General features: G+C 63.3%; 24 protein-coding genes and 2 tRNA genes. 19 read left to right on the forward strand and 7 right to left on the reverse strand.

Features of this window, described 5'->3' with window-relative positions; translation table 11 throughout:
- Nucleotides 1–171: 171 nt before the first annotated feature.
- The 6 genes from WBN73_RS01735 to WBN73_RS01760 all read left to right on the forward strand — a co-directional run bounded on the left by WBN73_RS01735 (nucleotide 172) and on the right by WBN73_RS01760 (nucleotide 5893).
- Nucleotides 172–2376, forward strand: a complete 2205-nt coding sequence (locus WBN73_RS01735; RefSeq protein ID WP_207594285.1) for a DEAD/DEAH box helicase — start codon at nucleotides 172–174, stop codon at nucleotides 2374–2376.
- Nucleotides 2377–2594: 218 nt separating this feature from the next.
- On the forward strand, nucleotides 2595–3140 hold the full coding sequence (locus WBN73_RS01740) for a LysM peptidoglycan-binding domain-containing protein (RefSeq protein ID WP_207594284.1): 546 nt from the start codon (nucleotides 2595–2597) through the stop codon (nucleotides 3138–3140).
- Between the two features lie 130 nt (nucleotides 3141–3270).
- Nucleotides 3271–3342 (forward strand) — tRNA-Thr (locus WBN73_RS01745).
- Between the two features lie 61 nt (nucleotides 3343–3403).
- A tRNA-Met gene (locus tag WBN73_RS01750) sits at nucleotides 3404–3477 on the forward strand.
- Nucleotides 3478–3542: 65 nt separating this feature from the next.
- Entirely contained in the window at nucleotides 3543–4199 is a 657-nt protein-coding gene (locus WBN73_RS01755) for an NAD(P)-binding oxidoreductase (protein WP_337339326.1), read from the forward strand.
- A 122-nt stretch (nucleotides 4200–4321) separates the two neighbouring features.
- Nucleotides 4322–5893 (forward strand): Na+/H+ antiporter, encoded by a 1572-nt coding sequence (locus WBN73_RS01760; RefSeq protein WP_337339327.1) that lies wholly within the window; start codon nucleotides 4322–4324, stop codon nucleotides 5891–5893.
- 46 nt (nucleotides 5894–5939) lie between these two features.
- On the opposite strand, the gene WBN73_RS01765 is transcribed toward WBN73_RS01760, so the two are convergent.
- Complete coding sequence (locus WBN73_RS01765; RefSeq protein WP_280623286.1) at nucleotides 5940–7163, reverse strand: ROK family protein; 1224 nt, start codon at nucleotides 7161–7163, stop codon at nucleotides 5940–5942.
- A 268-nt stretch (nucleotides 7164–7431) separates the two neighbouring features.
- Here WBN73_RS01765 and WBN73_RS01770 point away from each other — a divergent pair, with 268 nt between their 5' ends.
- From WBN73_RS01770 to WBN73_RS01790, 5 genes are all read left to right on the forward strand, one after another.
- Nucleotides 7432–8664 (forward strand): ABC transporter substrate-binding protein, encoded by a 1233-nt coding sequence (locus WBN73_RS01770; RefSeq protein ID WP_207597617.1) that lies wholly within the window; start codon nucleotides 7432–7434, stop codon nucleotides 8662–8664.
- A 23-nt stretch (nucleotides 8665–8687) separates the two neighbouring features.
- Entirely contained in the window at nucleotides 8688–9632 is a 945-nt protein-coding gene (locus WBN73_RS01775) for a carbohydrate ABC transporter permease (RefSeq protein WP_207594280.1), read from the forward strand.
- The gene (locus WBN73_RS01780) at nucleotides 9632–10534 is read left to right on the forward strand and encodes a carbohydrate ABC transporter permease (protein ID WP_337339328.1); all 903 of its coding nucleotides are present in this window, start codon (nucleotides 9632–9634) and stop codon (nucleotides 10532–10534) included. The genes WBN73_RS01775 and WBN73_RS01780 overlap by 1 nt, the downstream gene beginning before the upstream one ends.
- 76 nt (nucleotides 10535–10610) lie before the next feature.
- On the forward strand, nucleotides 10611–12365 hold the full coding sequence (locus WBN73_RS01785) for a glycoside hydrolase family 13 protein (RefSeq protein ID WP_337339329.1): 1755 nt from the start codon (nucleotides 10611–10613) through the stop codon (nucleotides 12363–12365).
- A 23-nt stretch (nucleotides 12366–12388) separates the two neighbouring features.
- Nucleotides 12389–13348 (forward strand): aldo/keto reductase, encoded by a 960-nt coding sequence (locus tag WBN73_RS01790; protein WP_337339330.1) that lies wholly within the window; start codon nucleotides 12389–12391, stop codon nucleotides 13346–13348.
- A gap of 103 nt (nucleotides 13349–13451) precedes the next feature.
- Here the strand turns inward: WBN73_RS01790 and WBN73_RS01795 are convergent, their stop codons facing one another.
- From WBN73_RS01795 to WBN73_RS01810, 4 genes are all read right to left on the reverse strand, one after another.
- Nucleotides 13452–14384, reverse strand: a complete 933-nt coding sequence (locus tag WBN73_RS01795; RefSeq protein ID WP_207594277.1) for a TauD/TfdA dioxygenase family protein — start codon at nucleotides 14382–14384, stop codon at nucleotides 13452–13454.
- A 68-nt stretch (nucleotides 14385–14452) separates the two neighbouring features.
- Entirely contained in the window at nucleotides 14453–15367 is a 915-nt protein-coding gene (locus WBN73_RS01800; RefSeq protein WP_280623283.1) for an ABC transporter permease, read from the reverse strand.
- The gene (locus tag WBN73_RS01805) at nucleotides 15367–16257 is read right to left on the reverse strand and encodes an ABC transporter ATP-binding protein (RefSeq protein WP_337339331.1); all 891 of its coding nucleotides are present in this window, start codon (nucleotides 16255–16257) and stop codon (nucleotides 15367–15369) included. The genes WBN73_RS01800 and WBN73_RS01805 overlap by 1 nt, the downstream gene beginning before the upstream one ends.
- Nucleotides 16258–16259: 2 nt before the next feature.
- A complete protein-coding gene (locus tag WBN73_RS01810; protein WP_337339332.1) occupies nucleotides 16260–17285 on the reverse strand; it encodes an ABC transporter substrate-binding protein in 1026 nt (341 codons plus the stop codon).
- A gap of 377 nt (nucleotides 17286–17662) precedes the next feature.
- Between WBN73_RS01810 and WBN73_RS01815 the strand changes: the two genes are divergently transcribed.
- From WBN73_RS01815 to WBN73_RS01850, 7 genes are read left to right on the forward strand one after another with little or no spacing between them, the layout of a single operon-like run.
- Entirely contained in the window at nucleotides 17663–18526 is an 864-nt protein-coding gene (locus tag WBN73_RS01815; RefSeq protein ID WP_207594273.1) for an HpcH/HpaI aldolase/citrate lyase family protein, read from the forward strand.
- 2 nt (nucleotides 18527–18528) lie between these two features.
- Nucleotides 18529–19446: a DUF2797 domain-containing protein gene (locus tag WBN73_RS01825; RefSeq protein ID WP_443193236.1), complete on the forward strand. Its 918-nt coding sequence runs from the start codon at nucleotides 18529–18531 to the stop codon at nucleotides 19444–19446.
- Nucleotides 19447–19475: 29 nt separating this feature from the next.
- Nucleotides 19476–19700 (forward strand): DUF3188 domain-containing protein, encoded by a 225-nt coding sequence (locus WBN73_RS01830; RefSeq protein WP_280623279.1) that lies wholly within the window; start codon nucleotides 19476–19478, stop codon nucleotides 19698–19700.
- A 41-nt stretch (nucleotides 19701–19741) separates the two neighbouring features.
- Nucleotides 19742–20191: an FAS1-like dehydratase domain-containing protein gene (locus WBN73_RS01835; RefSeq protein WP_089595838.1), complete on the forward strand. Its 450-nt coding sequence runs from the start codon at nucleotides 19742–19744 to the stop codon at nucleotides 20189–20191.
- A 2-nt stretch (nucleotides 20192–20193) separates the two neighbouring features.
- Nucleotides 20194–20631: a MaoC family dehydratase gene (locus WBN73_RS01840; protein ID WP_207594270.1), complete on the forward strand. Its 438-nt coding sequence runs from the start codon at nucleotides 20194–20196 to the stop codon at nucleotides 20629–20631.
- A 41-nt stretch (nucleotides 20632–20672) separates the two neighbouring features.
- Nucleotides 20673–21965 (forward strand): MFS transporter, encoded by a 1293-nt coding sequence (locus tag WBN73_RS01845; RefSeq protein ID WP_337339426.1) that lies wholly within the window; start codon nucleotides 20673–20675, stop codon nucleotides 21963–21965.
- Nucleotides 21966–21974: 9 nt separating this feature from the next.
- On the forward strand, nucleotides 21975–23042 hold the full coding sequence (locus WBN73_RS01850) for a UDP-N-acetylmuramate dehydrogenase (RefSeq protein WP_337339333.1): 1068 nt from the start codon (nucleotides 21975–21977) through the stop codon (nucleotides 23040–23042).
- Nucleotides 23043–23136: 94 nt separating this feature from the next.
- Here the strand turns inward: WBN73_RS01850 and WBN73_RS01855 are convergent, their stop codons facing one another.
- Nucleotides 23137–23616, reverse strand: coding sequence for a hypothetical protein (locus WBN73_RS01855; RefSeq protein ID WP_207594267.1), 480 nt, complete (start codon nucleotides 23614–23616; stop codon nucleotides 23137–23139).
- 85 nt (nucleotides 23617–23701) lie between these two features.
- On the opposite strand from WBN73_RS01855, the gene WBN73_RS01860 reads away from it, so the two are divergent.
- Nucleotides 23702–24835: a winged helix DNA-binding domain-containing protein gene (locus tag WBN73_RS01860; RefSeq protein WP_337339334.1), complete on the forward strand. Its 1134-nt coding sequence runs from the start codon at nucleotides 23702–23704 to the stop codon at nucleotides 24833–24835.
- A 112-nt stretch (nucleotides 24836–24947) separates the two neighbouring features.
- On the opposite strand, the gene asd is transcribed toward WBN73_RS01860, so the two are convergent.
- Nucleotides 24948–26090: an aspartate-semialdehyde dehydrogenase gene (gene asd / locus WBN73_RS01865; protein ID WP_337339335.1), complete on the reverse strand. Its 1143-nt coding sequence runs from the start codon at nucleotides 26088–26090 to the stop codon at nucleotides 24948–24950.
- Nucleotides 26091–26138: the final 48 nt, after the last annotated feature.

Raw genomic sequence — 26138 nt, forward strand, 5'->3', positions numbered from 1 at the left:
ACAGACTGCTGGGATAGCAGCCAAGAGATGCAGCGGGAAGTCCTGCCATGGGATTGCGATAGCGCCGGACTTCTTGCGAGAGCAGGGCACTTTGCCTGCCTTCGCGACGAGTACTGCGGCCAAGCCCAACCGGGCCGCGCCGACTACCCTATGGATGAGGAATTTCCCCCTATGACCGAAAATCTCAACGAAAACTTCGACGCCCAGACCACTGAGTCCGCTGAGTCCGCTGTTGCAGCAGAGACCACCGCGCCCGCCGAAGCTGAAGCACCGGCTGCTGCCGCTGCCCCCGTCGAGAACGCTGCAGCCGAGTCTGCAGCCCCCACCTTCACCGAAGCTCCTGCTCCCAAGGCAGAAGAAACCGAAGCTCCTGCCCCCAAGGCAGAAGAAGCGGAAGAAGAAGGCGTACGCTTCGTCGATCTTGGCATCGACGGCCGCGTTCTGGCCGCGCTGCAGGATGTCGGCTACGAGAAGCCGTCACCCATCCAGGCAGCCACCATCCCGCTGCTCCTCGAAGGCCGCGACGTCGTTGGCCTCGCCCAGACCGGTACCGGCAAGACTGCAGCTTTCGCTGTTCCCGCCCTGTCCCGCCTGGCAGAACTCCACGACCTCAACGGTCCCTCACGCAAGACCCAGGCACTGGTCCTGGCCCCGACGCGTGAATTGGCCCTCCAGGTTGCCGAGGCTTTCACCTCCTACGCCAAGCACATTGACGACTTCACGGTCCTCCCGGTCTACGGTGGCTCGGCTTACGGCCCGCAGCTCGCCGGACTGCGCCGTGGCGCCCAGGTTGTTGTCGGTACCCCCGGCCGCGTAATCGACCACATCGCCAAGGGTTCCCTGGACCTGTCCGAGCTCCAGTACCTGGTGCTGGACGAAGCTGACGAAATGCTGCGCATGGGCTTTGCCGATGACGTTGAGCAGATCTTCCAGCAGACTCCGGAAACCCGCCAGGTTGCGCTGTTCTCTGCCACCATGCCGGGCCAGATCCGCCGCATGTCCAAGCAGTACCTGAACAACCCGGCTGAAATCTCGGTGAAGTCCAAGACCACCACCGGCGCCAACACCAAGCAGCGTTACCTCCAGGTCATGGGCCCGCACAAGCTGGACGCACTGACCCGCATCCTCGAGGTTGAAGAGTTCGACGGCGTTATTGCCTTCGTGCGCACCAAGATGGCTACCGAGGACCTCGCCGACAAGCTGAAGTCCCGCGGCTTCCAGGCTGCCGCCATCAACGGCGACATCCCGCAGCAGCAGCGCGAACGCACTGTGGACGCGCTGAAGGAAGGCCGCATCGACATCCTCGTCGCTACCGACGTCGCTGCCCGTGGCCTTGACGTGGAGCGCATCAGCCACGTCATCAACTACGACATCCCGCATGACACCGAGTCCTACGTGCACCGCATTGGTCGTACGGGCCGTGCAGGCCGTTCCGGCGACGCGATCCTGTTCATGACGCCGCGCGAGAAGTACCTGCTGCGTTCCATCGAAAAGGCAACGCGCCAGCCGGTGGAGCAGATGCACCTGCCCACCGCCGAGACCGTGAACACGCTGCGCCTGGGCAAGTTCGCCGAGCGCATCACCGAGACCCTTGCGTCCGAGGATGTTGCAGCGTTCCGCGACCTCATCTCCTCCTACGAGGAAGAGCACAACGTTCCGGCTTCCGAGATCGCTGCAGCCTTGGCCGTCATGGCCCAGGGGGGACAGCCGTTGCTGGTCAAGGAACTGCCTGCCGCTCCTGAGTACCAGAAGCGCGAGCGCTCCAAGGACGGCTTCGGCTCGCGTGGCCCGACCCGCGCACTCACCGAGGGCAACGCTACCTACCGGATCGCCGTCGGACGCCGTCAGCGTGTCATGCCGGGCTCCATCGTTGGCGCCATTGCCAACGAAGGTGGCATTTCCTCCGCACAGATCGGTGGCATCGACATCCGCTCGGACCACTCCCTCGTGGAGCTTCCGGCAGACCTGAGCGCGGATCAGTTGCGCGCTCTGTCCCGCACCCGCATCGGTGGCGAACTGATCCACCTCGAACTGGACAACGGCCGCAAGCCCAGTGGCGACCGCGGCAGTTACTCCGGTGGTGGCGCCGGTGGACGTGGTGGCTATGGCGACCGCGAGAACCGTGGTGGCGGCAACTTCAAGGGCAATGGTGGCTTCAAGAAGGACTTCCGCAAGTCCGACGGCGAGCGTACCTCCGCTGACCGTGGCGGCCGCTCCTACAGCGACCGTTCCGAGCGCACTGCAGGCAGCTACGGCGACCGCGATCGCGGCCAGGCCAGCGGCTCACGCTTCGGCGGTCATGGTGACGGCGCCCGCAAGCCCCGCACCGGTGGAGAAGGCGCAAACCGCGACTTCAACCGCAAGGGCAAGTGGTAAACACTTCCTGGTGGTAAACACCACCACATGCTGGACACTCAGTTATTCCCGTCAGGGGGTCGGCTTTCGAGCCGGCCCCCTGCGGCATTTAAGGTCGATGCTCCATCGCCCCCGATCCCGCTCCCTGGCGTCCCATAAGGGCACGGGTTCCCTGTGGCCCCGGCCGGCCGTACGATCGAGGCACGGCAGAACGCAAGTAGAACGCAGGAGGGTGCTCCATGGGATTGCTGGACAACGTGAAGAAGAACCTGGGCCTGGGTGACAAGGGGCGCGGCGATCAATTACTGCACGGCGACAAGGATCACAGGGATGATGCAGGGTCCGCTGCCCGCGACGCAGCTCCCGCCGAGGCCACCGCTCCAGCAGCCCCATCAGCCGGAAGCCAGGCCGCGGAGGACGCTGCCGCCGTCGGGGTGTCAGCAGCTGACCGGGACGCCGCCGAGGCCGCTGCAGCCCAGGCGGCCCAACAACAGGCAGCCGCGGACGCCGCAGCAGCCCAGGAGGCCCGTCAGGAAGGGCTGGAACCCGATGCCCCCGAAGTCCGGCTGCAGGCGCAGGAGGCGGCCTCTGAGGCCGCTGTCGGGGCAGGACAGCAGGGACCTGTGGCCCCGCGCGTCACGGAGGTGGTGGTGGAGCAGGGAGACACCATGAGCGGCATCGCCGCACAGTTCGGAGTGGATCTCGGTGCTTTGATCGCGACCAACGCCGATACTGTGCCCAATCCAGACCGGATCTACCCCGGACAGGTCCTTCGTCTGCCCTGATTCGGGCAGTCGAAGAGGGCGAAAATAGATCAAGGAAACCGCGTCTTCGCAAATTGTGTCGACGCCTGTTTTCCGCGTGCTTTCGCCGATTTGTAGCTTCTGAAAACGTCCGGTAGAGTATTTACTCGTTGCCCCCCTAGCTCAGTGGTAGAGCGCGTTCTTGGTAAGAACGAGGTCACCGGATCGATTCCGGTGGGGGGCTCTGAATGAGGGCCTGTGTCAAGGCGGTTTTGACCGGCTTGACACAGGTTTTTCTCATTCGTGGCGGTGTAGCTCAGTTGGTTAGAGCGCACGACTCATAATCGTGAGGTCGGGAGATCGAGCCTCCCCACCGCTACAGAGCAAGACCCCGCAGCATTCGCCTGCGGGGTCTTTTTTCGTTCCGTGGGACAGAATGGGTCCATGAGTCGAATCGCAATCATTGGCGGCCACGGGAAAGTGGCCCTGCATCTGTCCCGCATCCTCAGTGGCGAAGGTCACGACGTCACGTCTTTCATCCGAAATCCCGATCATGTGGCAGATGTCACGGAAACCGGCGCAAAAGCGCAGGTGCTTGATGTGGAAAACTCGACGACGGCGGAACTCGCCCAGGCGCTCGACGGCCACGACGCCGTGGTCTGGTCCGCAGGGGCCGGCGGGGGCAACCCGGACCGGACCTATGCCGTGGACCGCGACGCCGCCATCCGATCGATGGACGCCGCCGCACAGGCCGGCGTCAAGCGGTATGTCATGGTGTCCTACATCGGCGCGGCGAAGGACCATGGGGTCCCAGCTGACAATCCATTCTTCGCCTACGCGGAGGCCAAGGCTGCTGCGGACGACTACCTGCGTGCCACCGACCTCGATTGGACCATCCTGGGCCCGGGAACCTTGACCGACGAGCCTGCAACGGGCTTGATCCAGACCGACCCCGAGAACCCCGGCAGCGGAACACAGACGTCGCGGGCCAACGTTGCGTTGGTGACGGCCGCCGTCCTGGAACTGCCCGGCACCATCCACCGGACCATTGCGTTCAAGGATGGCACCGCGGACGTGGTGGACGCGCTCACGGAGGACTGACCCGGAATCGGAGGCGTGGACCGTCCATCCGCGTGGACCGTCTGCACTCCCGGGATATGTTGGTAGGGAACTTTTTCGGCTTTGTCCGGGGAGGGCCTTACAACGTCTGGGGAAGCAGGAACATGGATCAGTTGGCGCTCATTGTCGGGTTGCTGCTGGCTACGGTGGTGGCAGTGGGCCTGGGGGACCGGCTCCGGCTTCCGTACCCGGTCCTGATGCTGCTGCTGGCTGTGGCGTTGACCTTCATCCCGGGCTTCCCTGAGTTTGAAATTTCGCCTGAGCTGATCCTGCCGATCTTCCTTCCGCCGCTCCTGTTCGCCACCGCCCAGAAGAGCTCGTGGGCCGTCTTCAGGGTGCGGTGGCGGACGCTCCTGCTCCTGGCCGTAGCTCTGGTGGTGGTGTCAACGGCTGTAGTGGCCGGTGCTGCCTGGCTGATGATCCCGGGCATCGGAATCCCGGCGGCCATCGCTTTGGGTGCCATGGTGGCCCCGCCGGATCCCGTTGCCGTTGAGTCGGTAGCCGGCCGGGTCCACATGCCGCGCCGCCTCATCACGGTCCTGCAAAGCGAAGGGCTTTTCAACGACGCTGCTGCCATCGTCATCTTCCAGGCTGCCGTGGCGGCCACCGTGTCCGGGAAGGAAGTGGGCCCGGAGGTCATTCCGCAGTTCATCATCGGAGCCGCGCTGGCTGTGGTGATCGGCATCGCCATGGGTTGGCTGACCAAGTTCATCACCACGTTGGTCACGTCCATGGTGGCCCGCAGTGCCGTCACCTTGGTGGTTCCGTTCGCCGCCTACATTCTCGCGGAAGAGTTGCACGCATCAGGTGTGGTGGCCGTCGTCGTCACCGCCTTGGAGTTGCAGCGCCATACGCGGCCGCAGGATGCCGCTGAACGCATTACGCGGACGGCGTTCTGGGATGTGGTGGAGTTGCTTGCCACAGGCCTGGCGTTCGGCCTGGTGGGGCTGGAGATCCGCCACGTTATCCGGGACGAGGGGACTGCGATCTTCGGGATGATCGGCATGGCTGTGGTTATCTGCATCCTGGTGTTCGTCGTCCGGTTCTTGTGGCTGGGCCTGCTTGCCCTGACGGCCCGGAGGCGCAGGAACCTCCTGCAGCCCACCTCGCCCAAGGAAGTGCTGATCCTGACGTGGTGTGGCATGCGCGGCCTGGCTACGTTGGCGTTGGCGCTGGCGCTTCCCTTGACCCTGCCGGATGGCAGTGACTTCCCGGCCCGGCACGAGATCCTGGTGATTGCCTGCGCCGTCCTTCTGGCAACCCTGGTGCTTCCCGGCCTCACCTTGCCATGGCTCATGCGGGTGCTGAAGGCCACCGAAGATGGTTCTCACGAGCAGGATGCCGCCAAGGTCCTCGCCAAGCGCGCCCAGTCGGCTGCGGTCGCCGCCTTGAAGGACCACGACCTGATGAAGGAACTCCCGGCGGAGAAGGTGGCGCTGGTCAAGGAAAAGATGCGCAGACTGCATGCGGAGTTGCTCGATGGCACCCTGCAGAACGAGTCGGTCGCTGAAAAGCGCAAGCGCGGACGGGAGTTGTCCATCGCGGTGCAGACCATCGCGTTGGATGCTGCACGGCAGGAAGTGGTGGCGGCCCGGAACGAGCTGGGTACTGATCCGGAAGTCGCAGATCGCGTGCTGAGGCAACTGGACCTGCGCACCATGTCGATGCCGGACTAGCCGAATTCCGGACTGGCCGCCTGCCGGGCCGAGCGGCAAGAAGCGGTCAGCCGGCAGCCTCGTGTTTCGGCAGCGACGCGGGGTAAAGGTCCAGGGCATGTTCCTCGACATAATCCAGTGCATGCCGGATCGCGCCGAGGGACACGATCCCATCGCCCAAGGGTGAGGTTGCCAGGCGCGGGGGAGTGAAGGTGAACTCCGTCATCTTCTCTTCAATGCCCGGAATCAGTGCGTGGGCCGAGGCCGCCACGGCCCCGGCTATGACCACCAGGTCTGGGTTCACCAATGTACTGACTGAACCGATGACCCGGGCCATGCGTTCAGACAGGCGGTCCAGCACGGTTCGTGCGGCGTCATCGCCCTCTGCTGCGGCTTCGAAGACCATTTCGGCGCTCAGGGATTCAGGATCGCTGCCACAGAGAGTGTGCAGCGAGGTAGTGGTGCTGGCTTCCATGGCTTCGCGGCCCCACCGGGCAGCGTAGTGGGCAATTCCGTAGGTGTCTCCCACGCCTTCCACGGTGTCCAGATAGCCCAGTTCACCGAAGCCTCCGAGCTGGCCGCGGAGCAGGCGTCCGGATTCAAGGATGCCCGAGCCCAGGCGGTCACCGGCCAACATCACCACAAAGTTGTCCACTCCTTGCGCGGTGCCCTGCCACCGTTCGGCCAAGGCGGCCAGGTTGGCGTCATTTTCCAAGAGGACATGCCAGCCGTGCCGCTCAGCGACGATCCTGCGGACGTCGAAGGACCTCCAGAATTCCTGGACGGTGAGGACTTCGCCGTCGCGGCTGACCGGTGCGGCAACGCCCACGGCGACCGCCAGCACTGAATCCGCAGTGACTCCTGCCTGCTTCAGGGCGTCTGCGGCAATGCGGTCCAGCACGTCGGCGCGTTCATCGGCAGGGAGGTTGAAGGTGCGGAAAGGCATGGTGACCCTGGACAGGGATGCCCCTGCCATGTTGGCCACGATTGCCGTGATCTTGGTGGCGCCGATGTCGATGCCGATGACGCTGGCCGCGTCATCGTCGAACACGAAGCGGCGGGCCGGGCGTCCCTTGACGTAGTCCCCGGTACCCCGTTGGTTCTCCAACTCCTGGAGCCAACCGAGCCGGACCAGTTCATCGCAGATCGATATGACGGTGGCGCGCGAGAGCCCGGTGGAGTCCATCAACTCGGTTCCGGTGAGGACACCGGCGCCGCGCATGGCTTTGAGCATTGCGCTGGCGTTGACCCGGCGTACCAGTTGGGTTGACGGTGCAGTCCCGCTCAGCATGGGGTACTCCAAACTCTTGGGCGTCTATCGGGAGCGATAGAACGATCTCTCTAAATTTAGTACATAAATTTAGATTGTGACGCGCTTCCGTTAAAAGCTTGACCCTGTGGCGCACGTCACTCAAACTAGCGATAGGTCATAAATTTATCTCCTATCTAAACTCGGGATGGTCAGCAGCGACCACCCCGGGCACGGCGGCCACAGCGGTCCGCACGACGAAAGGACCACGGAGTCTGTGAAACCTACGCGTAAGAAGCGCCTTGCGGCGATGAGCCTCGGACTGGCCCTGCTGGCCGGTCTCCTCTCCGGTTGCACAGGGGAATCGGGCAAGGAAACCATCCGCTTCACGTTCAGCAAGCGCGAAGCCATTGGCTTCATGACCAAGCTCGTTGCCGACTACAACGCCTCCCAGAACGACACCGAGGTTGTCCTGGACACCTCGGGGGTGGATGTGGTGTCCGCGAGCTTCGTCCGGGGAAATCCGCCGGACATCGCCTTGGCGAACTACAACATGGAAACCTCACGCTTTGTCCAGCGGGGGGCCTTGAGCGATCTCTCCGGTACGGCAGCGGCGTCAAGGATCCGCGAAGATCTCCAGCCGTTGATGGACCAGTACGGGACCTACCCGGACCGCACCAGCGCGCTGCCCTACTCGATCATGGCCTCCTCGGTCATCTACAACAAGGAAATCTTCGCGGCCAACAACATCAAGGTGCCCACCACCTGGAGTGAGCTGACCGCAGCATGCGATCAACTCAAAGCCGCTGGAGTGACGCCTTTCTACGCCACGTGGAAGGACGACTGGACCATCGCCCAGGGCTGGTTCGACTACTCCGTGGGCGGCCAGGTGGACACGCTGGACTTCTTTGACAAGCTTTCCGCCGAAGGCACCAACGTGGGGCCAAAATCTGCAGTGTCCTTCCAGAAGGACTTTGAAAAGCCTGTTGGCAAGATGCTGGAACTGGCCTCGAAGTACGTGAACAAGGATGCAGCCAGCCGGGCCTACGGCGACGGCAACCTGGCGTTCTCCCAGGGCAAGGCCGCCATGTACCTGCAGGGTCCGTGGGCCTTCAGCGAGATCGCGAAGACGGCCCCTGACCTGAAACTTGGAACCTTCCCGCTGCCCATGACCGAAGACCCCCAGGACCTGCGTGTCCGGGTGAACGTGGACCTTGCGGCCTGGATACCGGAAGCGTCCAAGCACAAGGAGGCCGCAAAGGACTTCCTCGAGTACCTTTACCGGCCCGAAGTGATCGATGCCTACAACAAATCGCAGTTGGGCTTCACTCCCACCAAGGATTCAGCTGCGGCTCCCGATCCCCGGATTGAAGGAATGGTGCGGTACTACGAGCAATCCCAGGTCTACCAGGGTCCTTCAGTGCTGGTACCAAAAACCATCCCGATCATGAACTACACGCAGGCCCTCGTTTTCGGCGCCAGCCCCACCTCCACCCTTAGCACCCTCGACGCAGACTGGGCGCGGCTGGCTTTCCGCCAGTAGCGCCGAAGCAGGGAGTCAACATCATGTCCATCATCACCACCCCCACTACGTCCGGGCAGGACGGCCGGAAGCAGGTTTCGGCCAAGCAGGGCCGTCAGCGGCAGGGCAGCACGCGCCGGGTCGAGCCGATCTTCTACTTTTTCCTCGTCCCCAGCCTCATCCTCTTCACGTTGGCCATCACCATTCCGGGAATCATCGGCATCTTCTTCAGTTTCACCAACTCGATCGGAATCGGTGACTGGGAATTTGTCGGCCTGACCAACTACGTTGCCATCTTCACCGACCCCGCCATCCTGCAGAGCTACCTGTTCACGTTCGGGTTCTCCATCGTCACCGTGATCGCCGTCAACGTGGTGGCGTTCCTCCTGGCCGTCGGGCTGACCTCGCGCATCAGGATGAAATCGGCGCTGCGGACCATTTTCGTCATCCCCATGGTGGTCTCGGGCATCATCATCGCCTACGTCTTCAACTTCCTGTTCTCCAACTCGCTGCCCTCCCTTGGCGCCGCTGCCGGGATTCCCTGGCTGGAGAACAGCCTGCTGGCAAACCCGGACCTCGCCTGGGTAGCCATTGTGCTGGTCACTGCCTGGCAGGCTGTGCCGGGTGCACTGCTGATCTACATCGCAGGACTGGTGGCCGTGCCGGGGGACGTCTATGAAGCTGCGGAAATCGATGGAGCCAGCAAGTTCCAGCAGTTGGTCAAGATCACGCTTCCGCTGGTATCGGGCTACGTGGTCATCAACATCATCCTGGGGTTCAAAGGCTTCCTGAACGCCTACGACATCATTGTTGGCCTGACCAACGGTGGCCCGGGCACGTCAACCCGAAGCATCGCGATGACCGTCATCTCGGGCTTCAACGGCGGCGACTACGCCTACCAGATGGCCAACGCCACGATCTTCTTCGTAGTGGCCATTGTTATCTCTCTCGTACAGCTTTCGCTGACTCGCGGACGGAATGCACTCTGATGACCAATCAAGCCACCCTCGCCATCACCGAGCCCACCACCCAGCCCACCGGAAAGAGCCGACGCCGGTCCGAGTCCGCCGTCGAACGCGTCAACTGGCCGGCAACCACCATCCTCATCCTGTGCGCCGTCACCGTGCTCCTGCCGCTGTACGTCACAATCTCCATGGCGCTGAAGACCCAGGGGCAGGCGGTGGATGGCAGCGCCTTCTCCTTCCCGGCTCCCTTCAGTTTTGACGGCTTCGTCCAGGCCTGGACGCTGACAAACTTCCCTGTTGGCGCCGCGATGTCCTTGCTGGTGACTGCCGGGACGGTGGTGGCCACCATCATCCTTGCGGCCTTTGCTTCTTATGCGATCGTTCGAAACTGGGAGCGCCGGCTCTTCCGGTATTCGTTCTTCTACTTGCTGGGGGCAATGTTCATTCCGTTCCCCGTGGTGGCGCTGCCGCAGATCCAGCTCACGGGCCGGTTGGGCCTGGACAATCCGTTCGGTGTGATCCTGCTGGCCACCATGTTCCAGCTGAGTTTCAGCGTCCTTCTGTTCACCGCATTTCTCCGGTCCATCCCGATGGAGTTGGAGGAGAGTGCAAGGATCGACGGCGCTACCACCTGGCAGACCTTTTGGAAGCTGATCTTCCCGCTTCTCGCTCCAATGAGCGCCACCGTGGGAATCTTCGCCTTCCTTTATGCGTGGAATGACTTCATGATGCCGTCGCTGATCATCTCCGATCCGTCCCTGCAGACACTCCCAGTGCGGCAAAACCTGTTCCAGACCCAGTTCAGCAACAACTACCACGTGTCCTTCGCGTCCTACCTGATGGCAATGGCCCCGGCGATAATTGCCTACCTGTTCACGCAGCGGTGGGTCATGGCAGGGGTTACCCAGGGGGCCGTAAAGGGCTAGGCCTGTTGACCTGCGGTGTCCGGCCGTTTCATACTGGTCCGGGATATAAATTTAGATACTAAATCAAAGGAGTTTCGTGAGCACCTCCGCCACTCAGGCACACCATACCGATGTAGACCGCATGGCCGACCCCAACTGGTGGCGCCAGGCGGCTGTCTACCAGATCTATCCCCGCAGCTTCCACGACGCCAACGGCGACGGACTGGGCGACATCAAGGGCATCACCGCCAAAGTTCCCTATCTTAAGGAACTGGGAATCGACGCCGTCTGGCTGAGCCCCTTCTACCCTTCAGCGCTCGCTGACGGCGGCTACGACGTAGATGACTACCGCAATGTGGATCCGAAGCTGGGTACGCTTGAGGACTTCGACGAGATGGTTGAGGCCCTGCACGCCGCCGGCATCAAGATCGTGGCGGACATCGTCCCCAACCATTCCTCCGACCGCCATGAGTGGTTCAAGGAGGCCTTGGCTTCACCCAAGGACTCCGCTGCCCGCGAGCGCTACATCTTCCGTGACGGCCGGGGCGAGAACGGCGAGCTGCCGCCGTCGGACTGGGACTCCGTCTTTGGCGGCCCCATTTGGGATCGCATCACCGAGCCGGATGGCACTCCCGGCCAGTGGTACCTGCACATTTTTGCCAAGGAGCAGCCGGACTTTAACTGGGAGAACCCGGAGATCCGTGAGGACTTCCTGAAGACCCTGCGTTTCTGGTCGGACCGCGGCGTTGATGGTTTCAGGATTGATGTAGCCCACGGCATGGCCAAGGATCTGTCCGAGCCGTTGCCCATGAAGGCCGATCTCGAAGCCAAGGCCCACGGAACTGATGGCTTCACCGATGGTTCCCACCCGTTCTGGGACCGCGATGAAGTCCACGAGGTGTACGCGGAATGGCGCAAGCTCTTCAATGAGTACAACCCGCCCCGTACGGCTGTCGCCGAGGCCTGGGTCCACGAGTCCCGCCGTGCCCGCTATGCAAGCCCCGAAGGACTGGGCCAGGCGTTCAATTTCGATCTCCTGCAGTCCGACTTCGACGCTGCATCCTTCCGGAAAATCATCACGGACAACCTCGTGGCAGCCAAGGAATCAGGTGCTTCGTCCACGTGGGTCTTCTCCAACCACGACGTCGTCCGCCACGCCACGCGGTACGGCCTTCCCAAAGGCGGCTCCGTTGCGCAGGGAACCAACGCGGCCCAGGACATCACCGGCGGCAAGCCCAAGGGCCAGGATGGCAAGGGCTGGCTGCTGGCCGGCGCGCCGGCTGAAGAGCTCGACGTCGAACTTGGCTTGCGTCGTGCCCGCGCCGCCACGCTGTTGCTGCTCGCGCTTCCCGGCTCGGCCTACCTTTACCAGGGTGAAGAGCTCGGTTTGCGTGAAGTCTCGGAAATCCCTGACTCGGAACGCCAGGACCCGTCCTTCTTCCGCAACCCGGGCGTGGAGATCGGGCGCGACGGATGCCGGGTGCCGTTGCCGTGGACGGCGGAAGGTCCGTCGTTTGGCTTCGGCGCGGGCAAGGCGCACCTTCCCCAGCCGGAGTGGTTCAAGGATTACGCAGTATCCACCCAGGACGGCGTGGACGGTTCCACGCTGGAGCTCTACCGCAAGGCGTTGGGCCTGCGCAGAGAACTCCAGACGGCTGAGGAACTTGAGTGGGTGGAAACCCGAAACCAGGACGTGCTGCACTTCAGCCGCCCGGGTGGCTGGCATACCGTCACGAACTTTGGCGGCGAGCCTGTTGAGCTGCCTGAAGGTGACGTGGTGGTCGCCAGCGGTCCGCTGGAGAACGGCAAGCTGCCCTCCGACACCACTGCCTGGGTAGTCAGCAACGCGTAGCGCTGCGGCAGAAGACTGAAGTTATGACGAATGCGAACGGGCGGGGACGCCTCATCTATGGCTGCATGGGACTCGGTGGCCCGTGGGACGGAACGTCCTATGGCGCAGCTGAGATCGATCAGGCCGCCGCGGTGGTCGACGCCGCCGTGGGCATCGGGATTGAGCTTTTCGATCATGCTGACATTTACCGCAACGGAAAGTCCGAGGCCGTCTTCGGTGAAGTCCTTGCCCGTTCGCGGGGCCTGCGTGAAAAGATCCAGCTGCAAACCAAGTGCGGTATCAGGCTGGGGGAGCGTGGGTTGGCGACGCATTACGACCTCAGCCGGGAAGCGATCCTCGAACGGGTCAACGGGAGCCTGAAGCGGCTTCAGACCGACTATGTGGACGTGCTGCTGCTGCACCGCCCCGATCCGCTGATGGACCCGCGTGAGGTGGCGGCCGCCGTCGGAGAGTTGACGGCGGAAGGCAAGGTGCGGCAACTGGGTGTGTCCAACATGTCCGGAGCCCAGATCGCGTTCCTTCAGGACCAGTTGGAGACGCCCCTTGTGGCGGACCAATTGGAAATGAGCCTGCTTCGCCGGGACTGGCTGGAGAGCGGTGTGCTGGTCAACCATGCGGAGGGGGTGGGGTACAGCTTTCCGCACGGGACCCTGGAGCACTGCATGAGACACGGGATTGAACTGCAGGCCTATGGGTCCCTGGCGCAAGGGCGTTACACCGGAGCGAAGCCGGAGGAGCTCTCACCGGCCGAGTTGGCAGTAGCGGAGATGCTGGAACAGATGGCAGGGGAGAAGAACACTACGCCGGAATCAGTGTTGCTGGGTTGGCTGATGAAGCACCCGGCCAGGATTTCTCCGGTAGTGGGAACCACCCATCCCGCCCGGATTGTGGCATGCGCCGACGCGGCAGCTGTCGCGGAGGAGATGACCCGTGCCCAGTGGTATGGACTGTGGGTGGCGGCCCGGGGAAACAACATCCCCTAAACCCGTTTTAACCCAACTGAGTCGCAGTTGTGCGCGTTATGAGGCCTCAAAACGCGCTGTACTGCGACTCAGTTGGGTGGGAACAGCAACACATGGAGTGCGCCTACGGTGTGTGGCTGATCGGGGCCACTACCGAGTAGGTGCTTGAGTCACCCTGGATGGCCTGGCTGGGCTTTCCGTCGATGCTGACGGGAATGTCGCCGGCAATGGTGACGCGGTTGAGCTTGCGCGGCTGGCCATCGTAGTTGTCCGGGGCGTAGTGCTGGGTGATGCGGTTGTCGAACAGGACTACCTGGTTTGGCTCCCAGTTCACCCGGACCACGTTCTCCGGACGCGTCACGTACGCCTGCAGCAGACGGATGATGTCCTTGGATTCGGTGTTGGACAAGCCCACGATCCTCAGCCGCTGCGCGAAGCCCCCAATGAACAATCCGCGCTCGCCGGTCAAAGGGTGCACCCGTACCACGGGGTGGGCGGTCTCGAACTTCAAACGGGTGAACTCCTTGCGACGCTCTTCCGCATTGGAGTGCTCAAGGTTCTTGGGTACCGAGTAGTCGTAGTCATTGGTGTGGATGGCCCACAGGTTGTCCGCGAACGTTCGCAACTCCTCCGGGAGATCCTGGTAGGCGCCGGCCGAGGACGCGATCAACGTCTCGCCGCCGTAAGCCGGAAGGTCGATGCTGCGCAGCGTGGACGCCTGCGGCGGGTTGACCACAAACGTGACGTCCGTGTGCCAGTTGTTGGCAGAGCCGTTCTCGCTGTCAACGGGAAGGACGTTCTCTTCGCCATCTACGGAAGCAACCGTGGGGTGCGCCTTGGTCAGTGGTCCAAAGTGCGAAGCGAACCTCACCTGGGCTTCGTCGGTGAGGATGTTGGCCTCGCGGAAAACCAACGCCTTGTGCTCGTTGAGGGCTGCCCTGATCTGGGCCACGGTGTCCTCGCTGAGGTCTCCGCTGATGTCCAGCCCGCGGATTTCGGCGCCGATGCGGGAGCCCAGCTTGGCGAATTCGAGTTTGGTTTCGGTAATGACGGTCATGATCTGTTTCCTTACTGGTTGTGTTGGATCCTGTGGTGATGGGTTGCGGCGGGTACCGCGTGGGTGGGTCAGGAAGCGTCGGCACCAACAGCGGTGCGCCAGCGGGAGAAGTGCCGTTCAAGGGCTACCAGGAGGAAGTTCACGCCGAGCCCCAACAAGGACACCGTAAGAATGCCGGCGTACATGTCCGGGATCAGGAAGCTGCTCTGCGCGTTCACGATCAGATAACCCAGGCCGGCTTTGGCTCCCACCATTTCCGCGGCGATCAGCACCAGGATTGATGCGGTGCCGGCCATGCGGATACCCGTGAAAATGGTGGGCACGGCGGACGGGAGAATGACTTTCTGGAAGAGTCGGAAGCTGTTGAGCCCCAACGAGCGCGCCGCCCTGATCAGCAGCGGGTCCACGGTCTTCACTCCGGCAATGGTGTTGAGGAGGACCGGGAAGAACGCAGCGTAAGCAACGATGCTGATCTTCGATTCCTCGCCAATACCCAGCAGCAGCGTAAACACGGGCAGCAAGGCCAGCGCGGCAGTGTTGCGGAACAACTCCAGCAGGGGGTTCAGGACCGAGTTCAACCGCCCGTACCAGGCGATGAGCAATCCCAGCGAGACACCTGCCACCAGTGCGGCGCCGAAGCCTGCCACGGACCGGGTGAGGCTGGCAGCAATGTGGCCTTGGATGGTGCCGGCCTCGAACAGCTTGCCCCACGCCAGGAGTACTTCGTGCAGCGGTGGCAGGAACACCCTTGTTGAGGGGCTGGCCAAGTACGTCGGCCCGAGCTCCCACAGTGCCAGGAACGCCAGGACGGCCGTGGACTTCCAGAGAACTGAACCGGCCGCGGCGGCGACCCGTCGCACTTTGCCGGCTGCCGGCGTCGTGCCTTTTGCAGCATCCTGCGGTGAACGCTCGACGGCGGCAGCTGGGTTTGTCGCGGTGCCCGCCGTGGGCGCGGCTTCTGTATGAATGAGCGTGGTGGTCATCAGGCCGCGCTCCTTTCCTTGGTGATGGTTGCGGGTTCGTCCGGTGCGCTGCCGTCCGGCAGGATCTTGCGGTGGCCGGCGTCCTGGGCGCGGCGGACTTCATCGTGCAGGAGCGTCCAGACCTGGTGTCGGTGCTCCACAAAGGCGGGATGGGAGCGGATGTCCTCGTCGCCGTCGCGGTCGGGAATATCGATGTCCACGATTTCCTTGAGCCGGCCCGGGCGCGCGCTCAGGACGGCGACGCGCTCGCCGAGGTATACGGCCTCGTCAATGCCGTGGGTGATGAAGACGATGGTCTTGCCCGTGGCTTTCCAGATCCTGAGGAGTTCATCCTGCAACTGCTCACGGGTCTGGGCGTCCAAAGCGGCGAACGGCTCGTCCATCAGCAAGACGTCCGGCTCGTAAGCCAGGCTCCGGGCGATGGCCACGCGCTGCTTCATGCCGCCGGAGAGCTCATGCGGATAGCGGTCCTCGAAACCCGCCAAGCCTACGAGTGCCAGGTATTCGCTGGCCTTCGCTGCCCGCTCGCGGCGGTTCAGCTTCCTGCCGTCCGGGCCCACTCCTTCAAGTCCAATGGAGACGTTGGCCGACGCTGTCCGCCAAGGGAACAACGCGTACTGCTGGAACACCACGGCGCGGTCCTTGCCGGGACCGGTGACGGCCTTGCCATCCACCAGGACTTCACCGGACGTCGGCGTCGAGAGTCCGGCCAGCAAGTCCAGCAGCGTGGTCTTGCCCGAACCACTGGGGCCTACCAAGGTGAGGAACTCGCCGTCCCGGACATCCAGGCTGAGGGAATCGATGGCGGTGAGCCGGGTAGCGCTGGTTGTCTTGGTGGCCCGGACCGTGAATTCCTTGGTGACGTTCCGCAGGCTGATTTTCGCGGTCATGGCTATCCCTTCTTCGCGGCGAGCTCGTTGAACTCGTTCGTGTAGTACTTGGACGGCGTGAGCTTGTCCTTGACGATTCCCGATGCGTTGAGCCAGTCCTCCCAGCGGGTGAAGTCCTCGTCCTTGATCACCCCTGCGTCCGGGACCCCGGGGCTCTTCCAGAATTTCAGGTTGGCGGTGCTCTCATTGCGTCCGCGGCCATCGATGATCTTGGTGAAGCGGGCAATGACCTCGTCGCGAGGGGTTTCGGCAGCCCACTTGATCGCTTTGGCAACACCTGTTGTGAAGGTGCGGGTCGTGTTCGGGTTCTTCGCGATGAAGTCGTTCCGGAGCACGATCTGTCCGCCTGCGAAGGTACCGAACAGTTCCACGTCGCTGAACAGTGAGCGCAGTCCTCCGGCTTCGATGGCCCTGTCCTGCAGGACGCCGCCAAGCGTTCCGGCGTCCACCTGCCCACGACGAATCGCTTCTTCGGTGTCGTTCGGTGCCAGCGGGACCAACTGGACCTGCTTGATCTCGTCCTGGCTGAGGCCGTTCTTGGTCAGCCAGGTGTTGATGACGGCTTCGTGATGGGCGCCCAGCGTGTTGACAGCGATCTTCTTGCCGATCAGGTCCCGCGGTTCCTTGATGGTGCTGTCGGCCTTCACGTAATAGCCGCTGAAGGTCTTCTCGTCGGAGCCGTAGTAGTTGGTCACGCCTGTGACTGGCGCGCCGGCCTCAATGAGTTTGACCACCGCTCCGGAGAACGCGCCGCCGAAGTCGGTCTGGTTGGTCGCCGCAGACTGGATGTCCTGCGGACCACTGGTTGTGTTGCCAACCCAGTTCAGCTTCAGGTCGCCCAGATATCCGAGGTCTGCAGCCAGTTCAGGGAAAGTCACGTTGTTCGCCGAGCCTTGGTACCGGAGTTCCTTGACCTCGGTGCCTGCCTGGTTGGCTTGACCGGCTTCGGCAGCGCCGCCGCAGCCGCTCACCGTCAGCGCTAGTACGACGGCGGCCGCGACGCTCAGCAGGGGCAGATGCAGTTTCATGGGAGCTACTTTCGATGAGTGGTGATGTGTTGGGTGGGCCGGCTTAAGCGGGAGCTTGGAAGCTGTGCAACGGCTTGGGAACGATGAAAGCCCATTTCGACGGCGGCTGGGAAGTGCCGGGGTAACGCCTGGAAACGCTGCGAAACAGCCCGACACGCGACGAAATCCTGGGCAATTCCCGGCAACGGGGGGACACAAGTCGCCGCGTTGAGCCTCATGAACAACAGCGACTGGCGGGCCTGGCATGACTGGCGCGTACCGCCGTCGGACCTTCATACTGTTGGACCCCACAGTCATATGGGGTTTAGTTCGTATTGATCCTCACAACCGGCCGTATTTCTTCGCCCTGTGAGCCGCCGGGCGGATACGGTAGATACATGACGTCTAGCATCGCCGCCGAGTCCATTCGGCCTACCCGCAACATTCCCGCTGATATCGCCCGTTCCTGGCTCCTTGTGAACGCCATGAAAACGGAGCTCTTTGACGAATCTGCGGGTTCACGGGCAGACGCCATCATCCTGGATATCGAAGACGCCGTGGATCCTTCCCAGAAGGACCAAGCACGCGAGAACGTCGTTAACTGGCTGACCGCCGGTGGCCAGGCGTGGGTCCGCATCAATGACGCCACCAGCCCGTTCTGGGCCGACGACCTCGCCGGTCTCCGCGGCACCCCTGGTCTGCTGGGCGTGATGCTGGCCAAGACCGAATCCGCTGACCAGGTCACCGAGTCCTACCACCGCATGGACGGCAAGACTCCCGTGGTCGCGCTGGTTGAGTCCGCCCTCGGCATCGAGGAAGCCAACCATATTGCCCGTGCCCAGGGTGCCTTCCGCCTTGCTTTTGGCTCCGGCGATTTCCGCCGCGACACCGGCATGGCGGCTACCCCGGAAGCCATGGCCTACCCGCGCGCCAAACTGGTTGTCGCCAGCCGCGTGGGTAACCTGCCGGGCCCCATCGACGGCCCTACCGTCGGCACCAACCACCCCATCCTGCGCGAGCAGACCGGCATCACCGTGACCATGGGCATGACCGGCAAGCTGTGCTTGGCCATCGATCAGACCACCGTGATCAATGAGGTCATCAGCCCCACGCCGTCCGACGTCGCCTGGGCCACCGACTTCATGAACGACTTCGAAGCCAACGGCCGCGTCATCCGCGACGGTTCGGACCTCCCGCGTTTGGGCCGCGCCGAGAAGATCATGAAGCTTGCCGTGGCCTTCGGAGTCCAGCCTTCCCTGTAAGCATGCTGGTTCACGGAGTCGTTTGGGACTCCACTTCGCCTGCATTGAGGTTGTTCGCGCCGGACGGGGAGTTCAGTGATGTTGCGTTGGGCCGGGGCTCAGCCCTGGGCCTGCGCGTTATCCCCGGTCTGTGGTGCCTGGGCCATACCAAGGTCCACGGTCCGGGGGACCGCACGCATGTTCCCTGCCGCAGCAGTGCCCCGGCGGAGCGCGGCAAACAATGTGGGACCTGCTTTGCCCGCGATGATTCCCGGCTCATGCACGACTTTCATCGCGGCACCTCCGTTCCCACCGGCCTGCGGGCCTATCTGATGCAGCCACACTGGCTCTACGTGGCAACTTTTGCGAACGGTGCCACCAAAGTGGGCACGGCCTCTGCGCAGCGCAAATGGAACAGGCTTGCCGAGCAGGGGGCCGTGCACGCTTCCTACGTGGCCCATGCCGAGGATGGCCGTGTTGTCCGCATTCTTGAGGACATGGTCACCCGCGAGCTGGGCCTCGTCCAACAAGTCCGTTCGGCCTCCAAGGTGGCAGGCCTCGTGGAGCCGCGTGCCGGCGTCGAACTCTTGGCGTTGAACCGTCAGCACGCCGGGCGGGTGCGCGGGATGCTGGGCGGGCTCGGGATGACAGGCTGTTCCGTTGTGGAGGAAGAGTGGGACCGGCCCGCGCTGGCGGACCGGCTTTGTGATGGCGCCGGCGAAGGGCGTCGCCACCCTTACCCGGTAACGTTCGACTCCGGCGGGCACGGTCTGCGGGTCCACGCACTGTCCGGGGCCATCGCCTTGGCAGGTCTTCCCGACGCGTCGGGGGCAGAGGTGGAGGGCAGCTTTGTGGCAGACCTGGGCGCGCTGAAGGGCCGCAAGATCGAGTTCGGCCCGCACCTCACAGAAATCCCGGCGCTGCAGGACTCCCTTTTCTAGTCCCACGCACGCCCCGGTAGACTTGGACGGTGCTAGACGAATTCTGGGCCAACGCCTCCACTGCCTACAAAGTCCTGGTTTTCAGTGCCATGGGGCTCATTGCTGTGGGACTCATCCTGTCCATTGTGGGAAACACTTCGGGCAACCAGGGCCTCGCCATGGCATCGTTGCCGGTCATTGGTGTGGGGCTGCTCCTCCATGTGGGCGGGCTCGTGGTCCGGGGCCAGAAAATCCGTAAGGGCTACAAGAAATAAACGGCACCACTCCGTACCCCGCGGCCCGATAGGGTTGGACCATGAGTATCAATCCGGACCTGCAGGGCCGAAGCTACCCTGCCGCAGAGGTATATGACGTCGGCCGCGAAAAGATCCGCGAGTTTGCCAAGGCTGTGAAAGCCAACAACCCCGCACATTTCGATGTGGAAGCCGCCAAGGCCTTGGGGCACAGCGACCTCGTAGCGCCGCCAACATTTGCCATCATCGTTGCCCAGCGTGCTGATGCCCAGCTGGTGGAGGACCCGGAATCGGGGATCGACTTCTCCCGGGTGGTCCACGCTGACCAGCGGTTCACGCACCACCGGGCCATCGTTGCAGGTGACCAGTTGGTAGCCGAACTTCATGTGGACGGCGTCCGTGCCATGGGCGGGGGAGCCATGATCACCACCCGCTCCGAGATTTCCACCGTGGCAGGCGAAAAAGTCGCCACCACCACCTCATCCATCCTGGTCCGCGGAGAGGGACAGTAACCATGAGCCCCACATTTGAAGAACTGACGGTCGGCCAGGAAATCGGCACCCGCAGCATCGAGGTCACCCGCCAGGACCTGGTCAAGTACGCAGGTGCCTCCGGGGACTTCAACCCCATCCACTGGAACGAAGCATTCGCAACCTCTGTTGAGTTGCCGGGCGTTATCGCGCATGGGATGTTCACCATGGGTGCCGCCGTGCAGTTGGTCACCGACTGGGCGGGCGACCCGGCCGCCGTCGTCGATTACCAGACCCGCTTCACCAAGCCGGTGCTGGTCACCGATACAACAGGAACCGATGAGGCCGGCGCCGTCATCGACGTTACCGGTGTAGTGGGAGCGCTCGACGCCGATGCCCGCACCGCCCGCGTTGACCTCACCGTTGTGGCAGCAGGACTGAAGGTCCTCATGAAATCGCAGGCGGTCGTGAAGGTCTCTTGAACCCACTGAAGGCTTCTCCGCGACGCGCCACCCCGACTGAAATGTCGCGGTGGCGCGCCGCTGTTCTTGCTTCCTACGCGGCCAGCGGCATCGCTTTTGCCACCTGGGTGTCCCGCCTGCCCGCCATCCGCGACGGACTGGACCTCACGCCGGGCGGCATTGGCCTTCTGCTGATGTGCATGACCGTGGCCTCCTTCATTTCCATCTCGGCCTCGGGACTGATCGTGCTCAGGCTGGGGCCCAAACTCACTACGAGGATCGGCAGTTGCATGGTGGGCGCCGGCTTGGTCACCGTGGGATTCGGCGCTTCCGTCGCGGCGAGTCCGCTGGTGGTGGCAACGGGCCTGGTGGTGCTCGGTCTGGGCACGGCGAGTTGGAACACCGCCTCAAATGTTGAGGGAGCTGCGCTGGAACGCGCCTTGGACCGGCACATCATGCCGCACCTTCATGGGGCATTCAGTCTCGGCACGGTAGCAGCCGCCGGTTTTGGTGCCTGGGCTGCTGCGGTGCACATGCCGGTCTTCTGGCACTTCCTGATCTCAGGCGTCGTAGTTACTACGTCCGTAGTGACTGCCGGCTTCTGGTTCCGTGCGGAAAAGACAGCTGCTGCTACACACACGTACCGGCCCGATGAAACGGACACTTTCCAAGACCCCTCCACCGGTCCACTGCCCATCATCACAGGGTCCCCGGAGACGCAGCCCAAACCAGGCAAGGCCGTTGCCCCACTCGACAACAAGCGGCTCGTGGCCCTTGCCTGGCGCGACCGTCGAACCCTCCTGATCGGTGTCCTGGTCCTCGGGCTGGCACTGGCCGAGGGAGCTGCGGGGGACTGGGTGGCGCTGGCGCTTGCCGACGGCCACGGGCAGTCCGACGCCGCGGGTGCAGTGGGTTATGGCCTGTTCGTCACCTTCATGACCATCGGCCGATTCGCCGGCACGTCCATCCTCGACCGGTTTGGACGTGTGGTGGTGATGCGCTGGTGCTCAGCGACCGCCGTCGTGGGTCTTGCGCTCTTTGTCTTTTCGCCGGTTCCGTGGCTGGCCTTCGTTGCATTGGCTATCTGGGGCCTTGGCGCATCGCTCGGTTTCCCGGTGGGGATGTCAGCAGCCGCCGATGACCCCGTCCACGCCGCTGCACGGGTTTCGGTAGTCTCCACCATCGGCTACGGGGCTTTCCTTTGCGGGCCGCCACTGTTGGGCCTGTTGGCCGAACACTTCGGCATCCTGCACTCTTTGTTGGCGCCCTTGGTGCTCCTTGTGGTCAGTTTCTTCCTGGCCCCGCTCTCCGGGCAGCAGAAGGACAAGTCCGTCCAGCCCAACGAAGCCCGTTAGGCTTAATGGGTGACCCAAACACTGCTTTCCGAACTGACCACTGCCGCCGTCGGCGGCCCCGCGGGCAACTACGTTGAGGCCCGTACTGAGGCAGAGATCATCGATGCCGTCCGTTCGGCTGACGCTGCGGGCCAGAAACTTCTGATCATCGGAGGCGGGTCCAACCTTCTGATCTCGGACGAAGGCTACCCGGGGACTGTGCTGAAGATCGCCTCCCACGGCTTCACCGTGAACTCCGAGGACAGCTGTGGCGGTGTATCGGTGGTGGTACAGGCCGGACACAACTGGGATGCGCTGGTGGAACACTCCGTAATGCACGCCTGGTCCGGGCTGGAAGCTCTCTCCGGGATCCCCGGTGCCACAGGAGCTACTCCCGTGCAAAATGTGGGCGCCTACGGCTCAGACGTTTCACAAACAATCGCCGCCGTGCGGACCTGGGATCGTGAACGCAACGCAGTTCAGACCTTTACCAATTCCGAGCTCAAATTCGGGTATCGCGACTCCATCCTGAAACAGACCACGGTTGAGGGCTCGCCCCGGTACGTGGTGCTGACAGTGGAGTTTCAGTTGCCGCTGGGACGGATGAGCGCCCCCATCCGTTACGCCGAGTTGGCCCGGGTGCTGGGCGTGGAGGCAGGCAAGCGCGCCTACTCCAACGATGTCCGGAGGGAAGTCCTCCGGCTCCGCGCTTCCAAGGGCATGGTCCTGGATGCAAAAGACCGGGACACGTACTCCACAGGTTCCTTCTTCACCAACCCGATCGTGGAGGCAGAACGCGCTGCAGAGTTGCCGGAGAACGCGCCCAAGTATCCCGCGGGCGACGACGGACTCATCAAGCTTTCCGCTGCCTGGTTGATCGACCACGCCGGGTTCGGCAAGGGCTTTGGGCTGGAGGAATCGAGTGTCTCAGGCGGCAGGGCATCCCTGTCCACCAAACACACCCTCGCTATCACGAACCGGGGGACAGCATCGGCCGCGGATATGGTGGCCATCGCGCGCGAGGTGAGGGCCGGCGTCGTCGAACGTTTTGGCATTGAACTGCACCCGGAACCGCTGCTGATCGGCCTTTCGTTCTAAGGCACGTACAGCTCGCGAGGGGTGAGCTCTCGGGGGTATCCGGAGGGTCTTTCGGTCGAGATCCAGCCCCTCGGCGTAGCGCCGGGACGGAAACCTAGCGTGTTCGCCGCTCGGCAATCGGCAGGATCTTGTTGAGCAGCAGGAATGTCAGCCCACAACTGACCGAGCCCAGCAGGAAGATCTGGCTGAACGCGATACTCTGCGGCGATGGCCCGCTGGGCATGTACAGGCTTGCAGCGGCGAAGCCCACCAAGCCCAGGAGCATGACGATGGCTCCAACGAGGAAGCTGCGGACCTGTGCTGCGGCCGCCGGGTAGAACCAGGGTTCAGGAGCGTCGTCGTTGCGGTCGGAAACGGGCTGGCTTGCCGCGGCGGTTCCGATGAGGAGCGCGGCGGCGGCGGTTGCTACGAGGCTGGCTGTCTGGATGGCCCGCATTGACGGGGAGAGGCTGACGCCTGTTCCCACGGCAACGATCAGCCCGGCGCCAAGTCCCACCAGAGTGCAGAACCAGCCGGCGGTAGCCAACCACCGGCTCATCGGCCGCACAAACGGGGCAAGATCTCCAAAAAGCATGAATCCATCCTAGGATCCGCTGCTGGGTGAGGGCTGGGAGGCGCGGCAAGGTTCCCTGTGCATGCCGGCCCTTTTAGGATGAAGCATGCCTGCAGCCCACAAGAATCCCAGTCCGCGCGTCATGGGCCGTTTACGGCTCGCAAGCCAAGGCCTTTTGTCTGGGGGCTTTCCCTCGGTTGCTGATGCGGTTCGTTGGATGACGGCCATGCAGGCCCAGGACCTTGGCCACGCGCTATGGGCTGTGGGGCAGCGCGTGCCCGGCACCCGGGCCTCGGACGTCAGGGCTGCCCTCGACGCCGGGACCGTGGTCCGTTCCTGGCCCATGCGCGGGACGTTGCACCTCCTGGCCCCCGAGGATCTCCGGTGGATTTTGGGCATCACCAGCGACCGCCTCATGTCCACTGTGGCCGGCCGGCACCGTGAACTCGGCATTACCCAGGACGACATCAGCCATTGCCGGGACATCGCGGTTAAAACCACGGAGGTGCTGAAGGCAACGGAGGGCGCACACGGCGCAACCCGGGAGCAGCTGTTCCAGGCGTTTGAGGAAGCCGGCCAGACCACCACAGCACAGCGTGGGATCCACTTGCTGGGGAGCTTGTGCCAGCGCGCTTGGCTGGTGCAGGGGCCGATGGCGGCATCCAGCGGAAAGGCTGGGGTGCAGCAACTGTTTGTGCCATTTGAGGAGTGGATACCTGAGTCCCGGGAACTTGGCCGTGAGGAGGGCATCGCGGAGCTGCTGTTCCGCTATCTCAGGAGCCACGGCCCGGCCACCATCAAGGATTTTTCGTGGTGGAGCCAAGTGCCGCTCACTGAGGCGCGTGCGGCTCTTACTACCTTGCATGACCGGCTGGTTGAGGTGCCGCTGGACGGCACCAGTTATTGGTTGTCGCCTGAGACGGCGGCAATGCTCGACGACGGCGTCCCCGGCTCACGCTCGTTGCTGGCTCTTCCCGGCTTCGATGAGTACCTGCTCGGTTACCAGGATCGGAGCCTGGTACTCGCGCCCGAGTACGCCGAACGGGTAGTGCCGGGCAAGAACGGGGTTTTCAAGCGCATCATCGTCTCCGGCGGGGAAGTGGTGGGAACGTGGGCCAGAACCGTGAGCGGGAAGTCTGTGGGCGTGGTGCCGGAGCCGTTCGCGGGGGAGTTGGGGACAGGCGCTGGCCGTTCCTTCGAGGCTCAGGGGAGGGCGTATCTGAAGTTCATGGCCGGCTGAAGGATGTTGGCCGATCCCGCCGGCTGAACACACCCTACGACGCGGAAAACCCGCTGTTCCGTTGCTGGGCAGCAGCGGAACAGCGGGTTGTCAACAAACCGGTGCGTGAAGCCTAGAGCTTGCCCGTCACGATGTTGAGCATGCGGCGCAGCGGCTCGGCTGCACCCCATAGGAGCTGGTCGCCCACGGTGAAGGCGCTGATGTATTCCGGACCCATTTCAAGCTTCCGGATACGGCCCACGGGAATGTCCAGCGTGCCGGATGCTGCCACGGGGGTCAGGTCCGCCATGGAGGCTTCCTTGGTGTTGGGAACAACCTTGGCCCACTCGTTGTCCTTGGCCAGGAGGTTCTCGATTTCGGTTACGGACAGGTCTTCGCGCAGCTTGAGCGTGAGGGCCTGGGAGTGTGAACGCATGGCGCCGATGCGGATGCACAGGCCGTCCATGGCGATGTGGTCCTTGCCGGCGGTGCCGTTTCCGGTGCCGAGGATCTTGTTGGTCTCTACTCCGGCTTTCCATTCTTCCTTGGACTGGCCGTTGCCGAGGTCGGCATCGATCCAGGGAATCAGGGACCCTGCCAGCGGTACGCCGAACTGGGTGGCGTCAACGCCGGTGCGCTGTGCGGCGAGGACCTTGTGGTCGATTTCGAGGATGGCCGACGCAGGATCATCCAGTTCGCTGCGGACCTCATTATTGAGGGTGCCGAACTGGTTGAGGAGTTCACGCATGTGGCGTGCACCGCCTCCGGAGGCGGCCTGGTAGGTCATGGAGGTGCCCCATTCGACCAGGTTGTTCTTGAAAAGGCCTCCGAGGCCCATAAGCATGCAGGAAACCGTGCAGTTGCCGCCGATGAAGTCCTTCACGCCGCCGGACAGGCCGGCGTCGATGACGTCACGGTTGATGGGGTCCAGCACGATGATGGAATCGTCATTCATGCGCAAGGTGGAAGCGGCGTCGATCCAGAGGCCGTCCCAGCCACGGCTGCGGAGTTCGCCGTGGACCTGCTTGGTGTAGTCGCCGCCTTGGGCGGTGACAATAATCGGCAGCTTGCCCAGCGTCTCGATGTCAAACGCATCCTCGAGCTTGCCGGCCCCATCAGCGAAGGACGGGGCGGCACCTCCTGCGTTCGAGGTGGAGAAAAATACCGGGTTGATGTTGGCGAAGTCGTTCTCGTCCTGCATGCGCTGCATCAGGACGGAGCCGACCATGCCACGCCAACCGACCAGTCCAACGGACGGATTAGCTGCTGTAGTCATTCACCCAGTCTAAACTTTCGGGGCGCAGAGCCGCTGTTGGTTACGTCA

Origin of the sequence: Paenarthrobacter sp. CCNWLY172, from assembly GCF_037402035.1 — a bacterium.
In the GTDB taxonomy this organism is placed as follows: Bacteria; Actinomycetota; Actinomycetes; order Actinomycetales; family Micrococcaceae; genus Arthrobacter.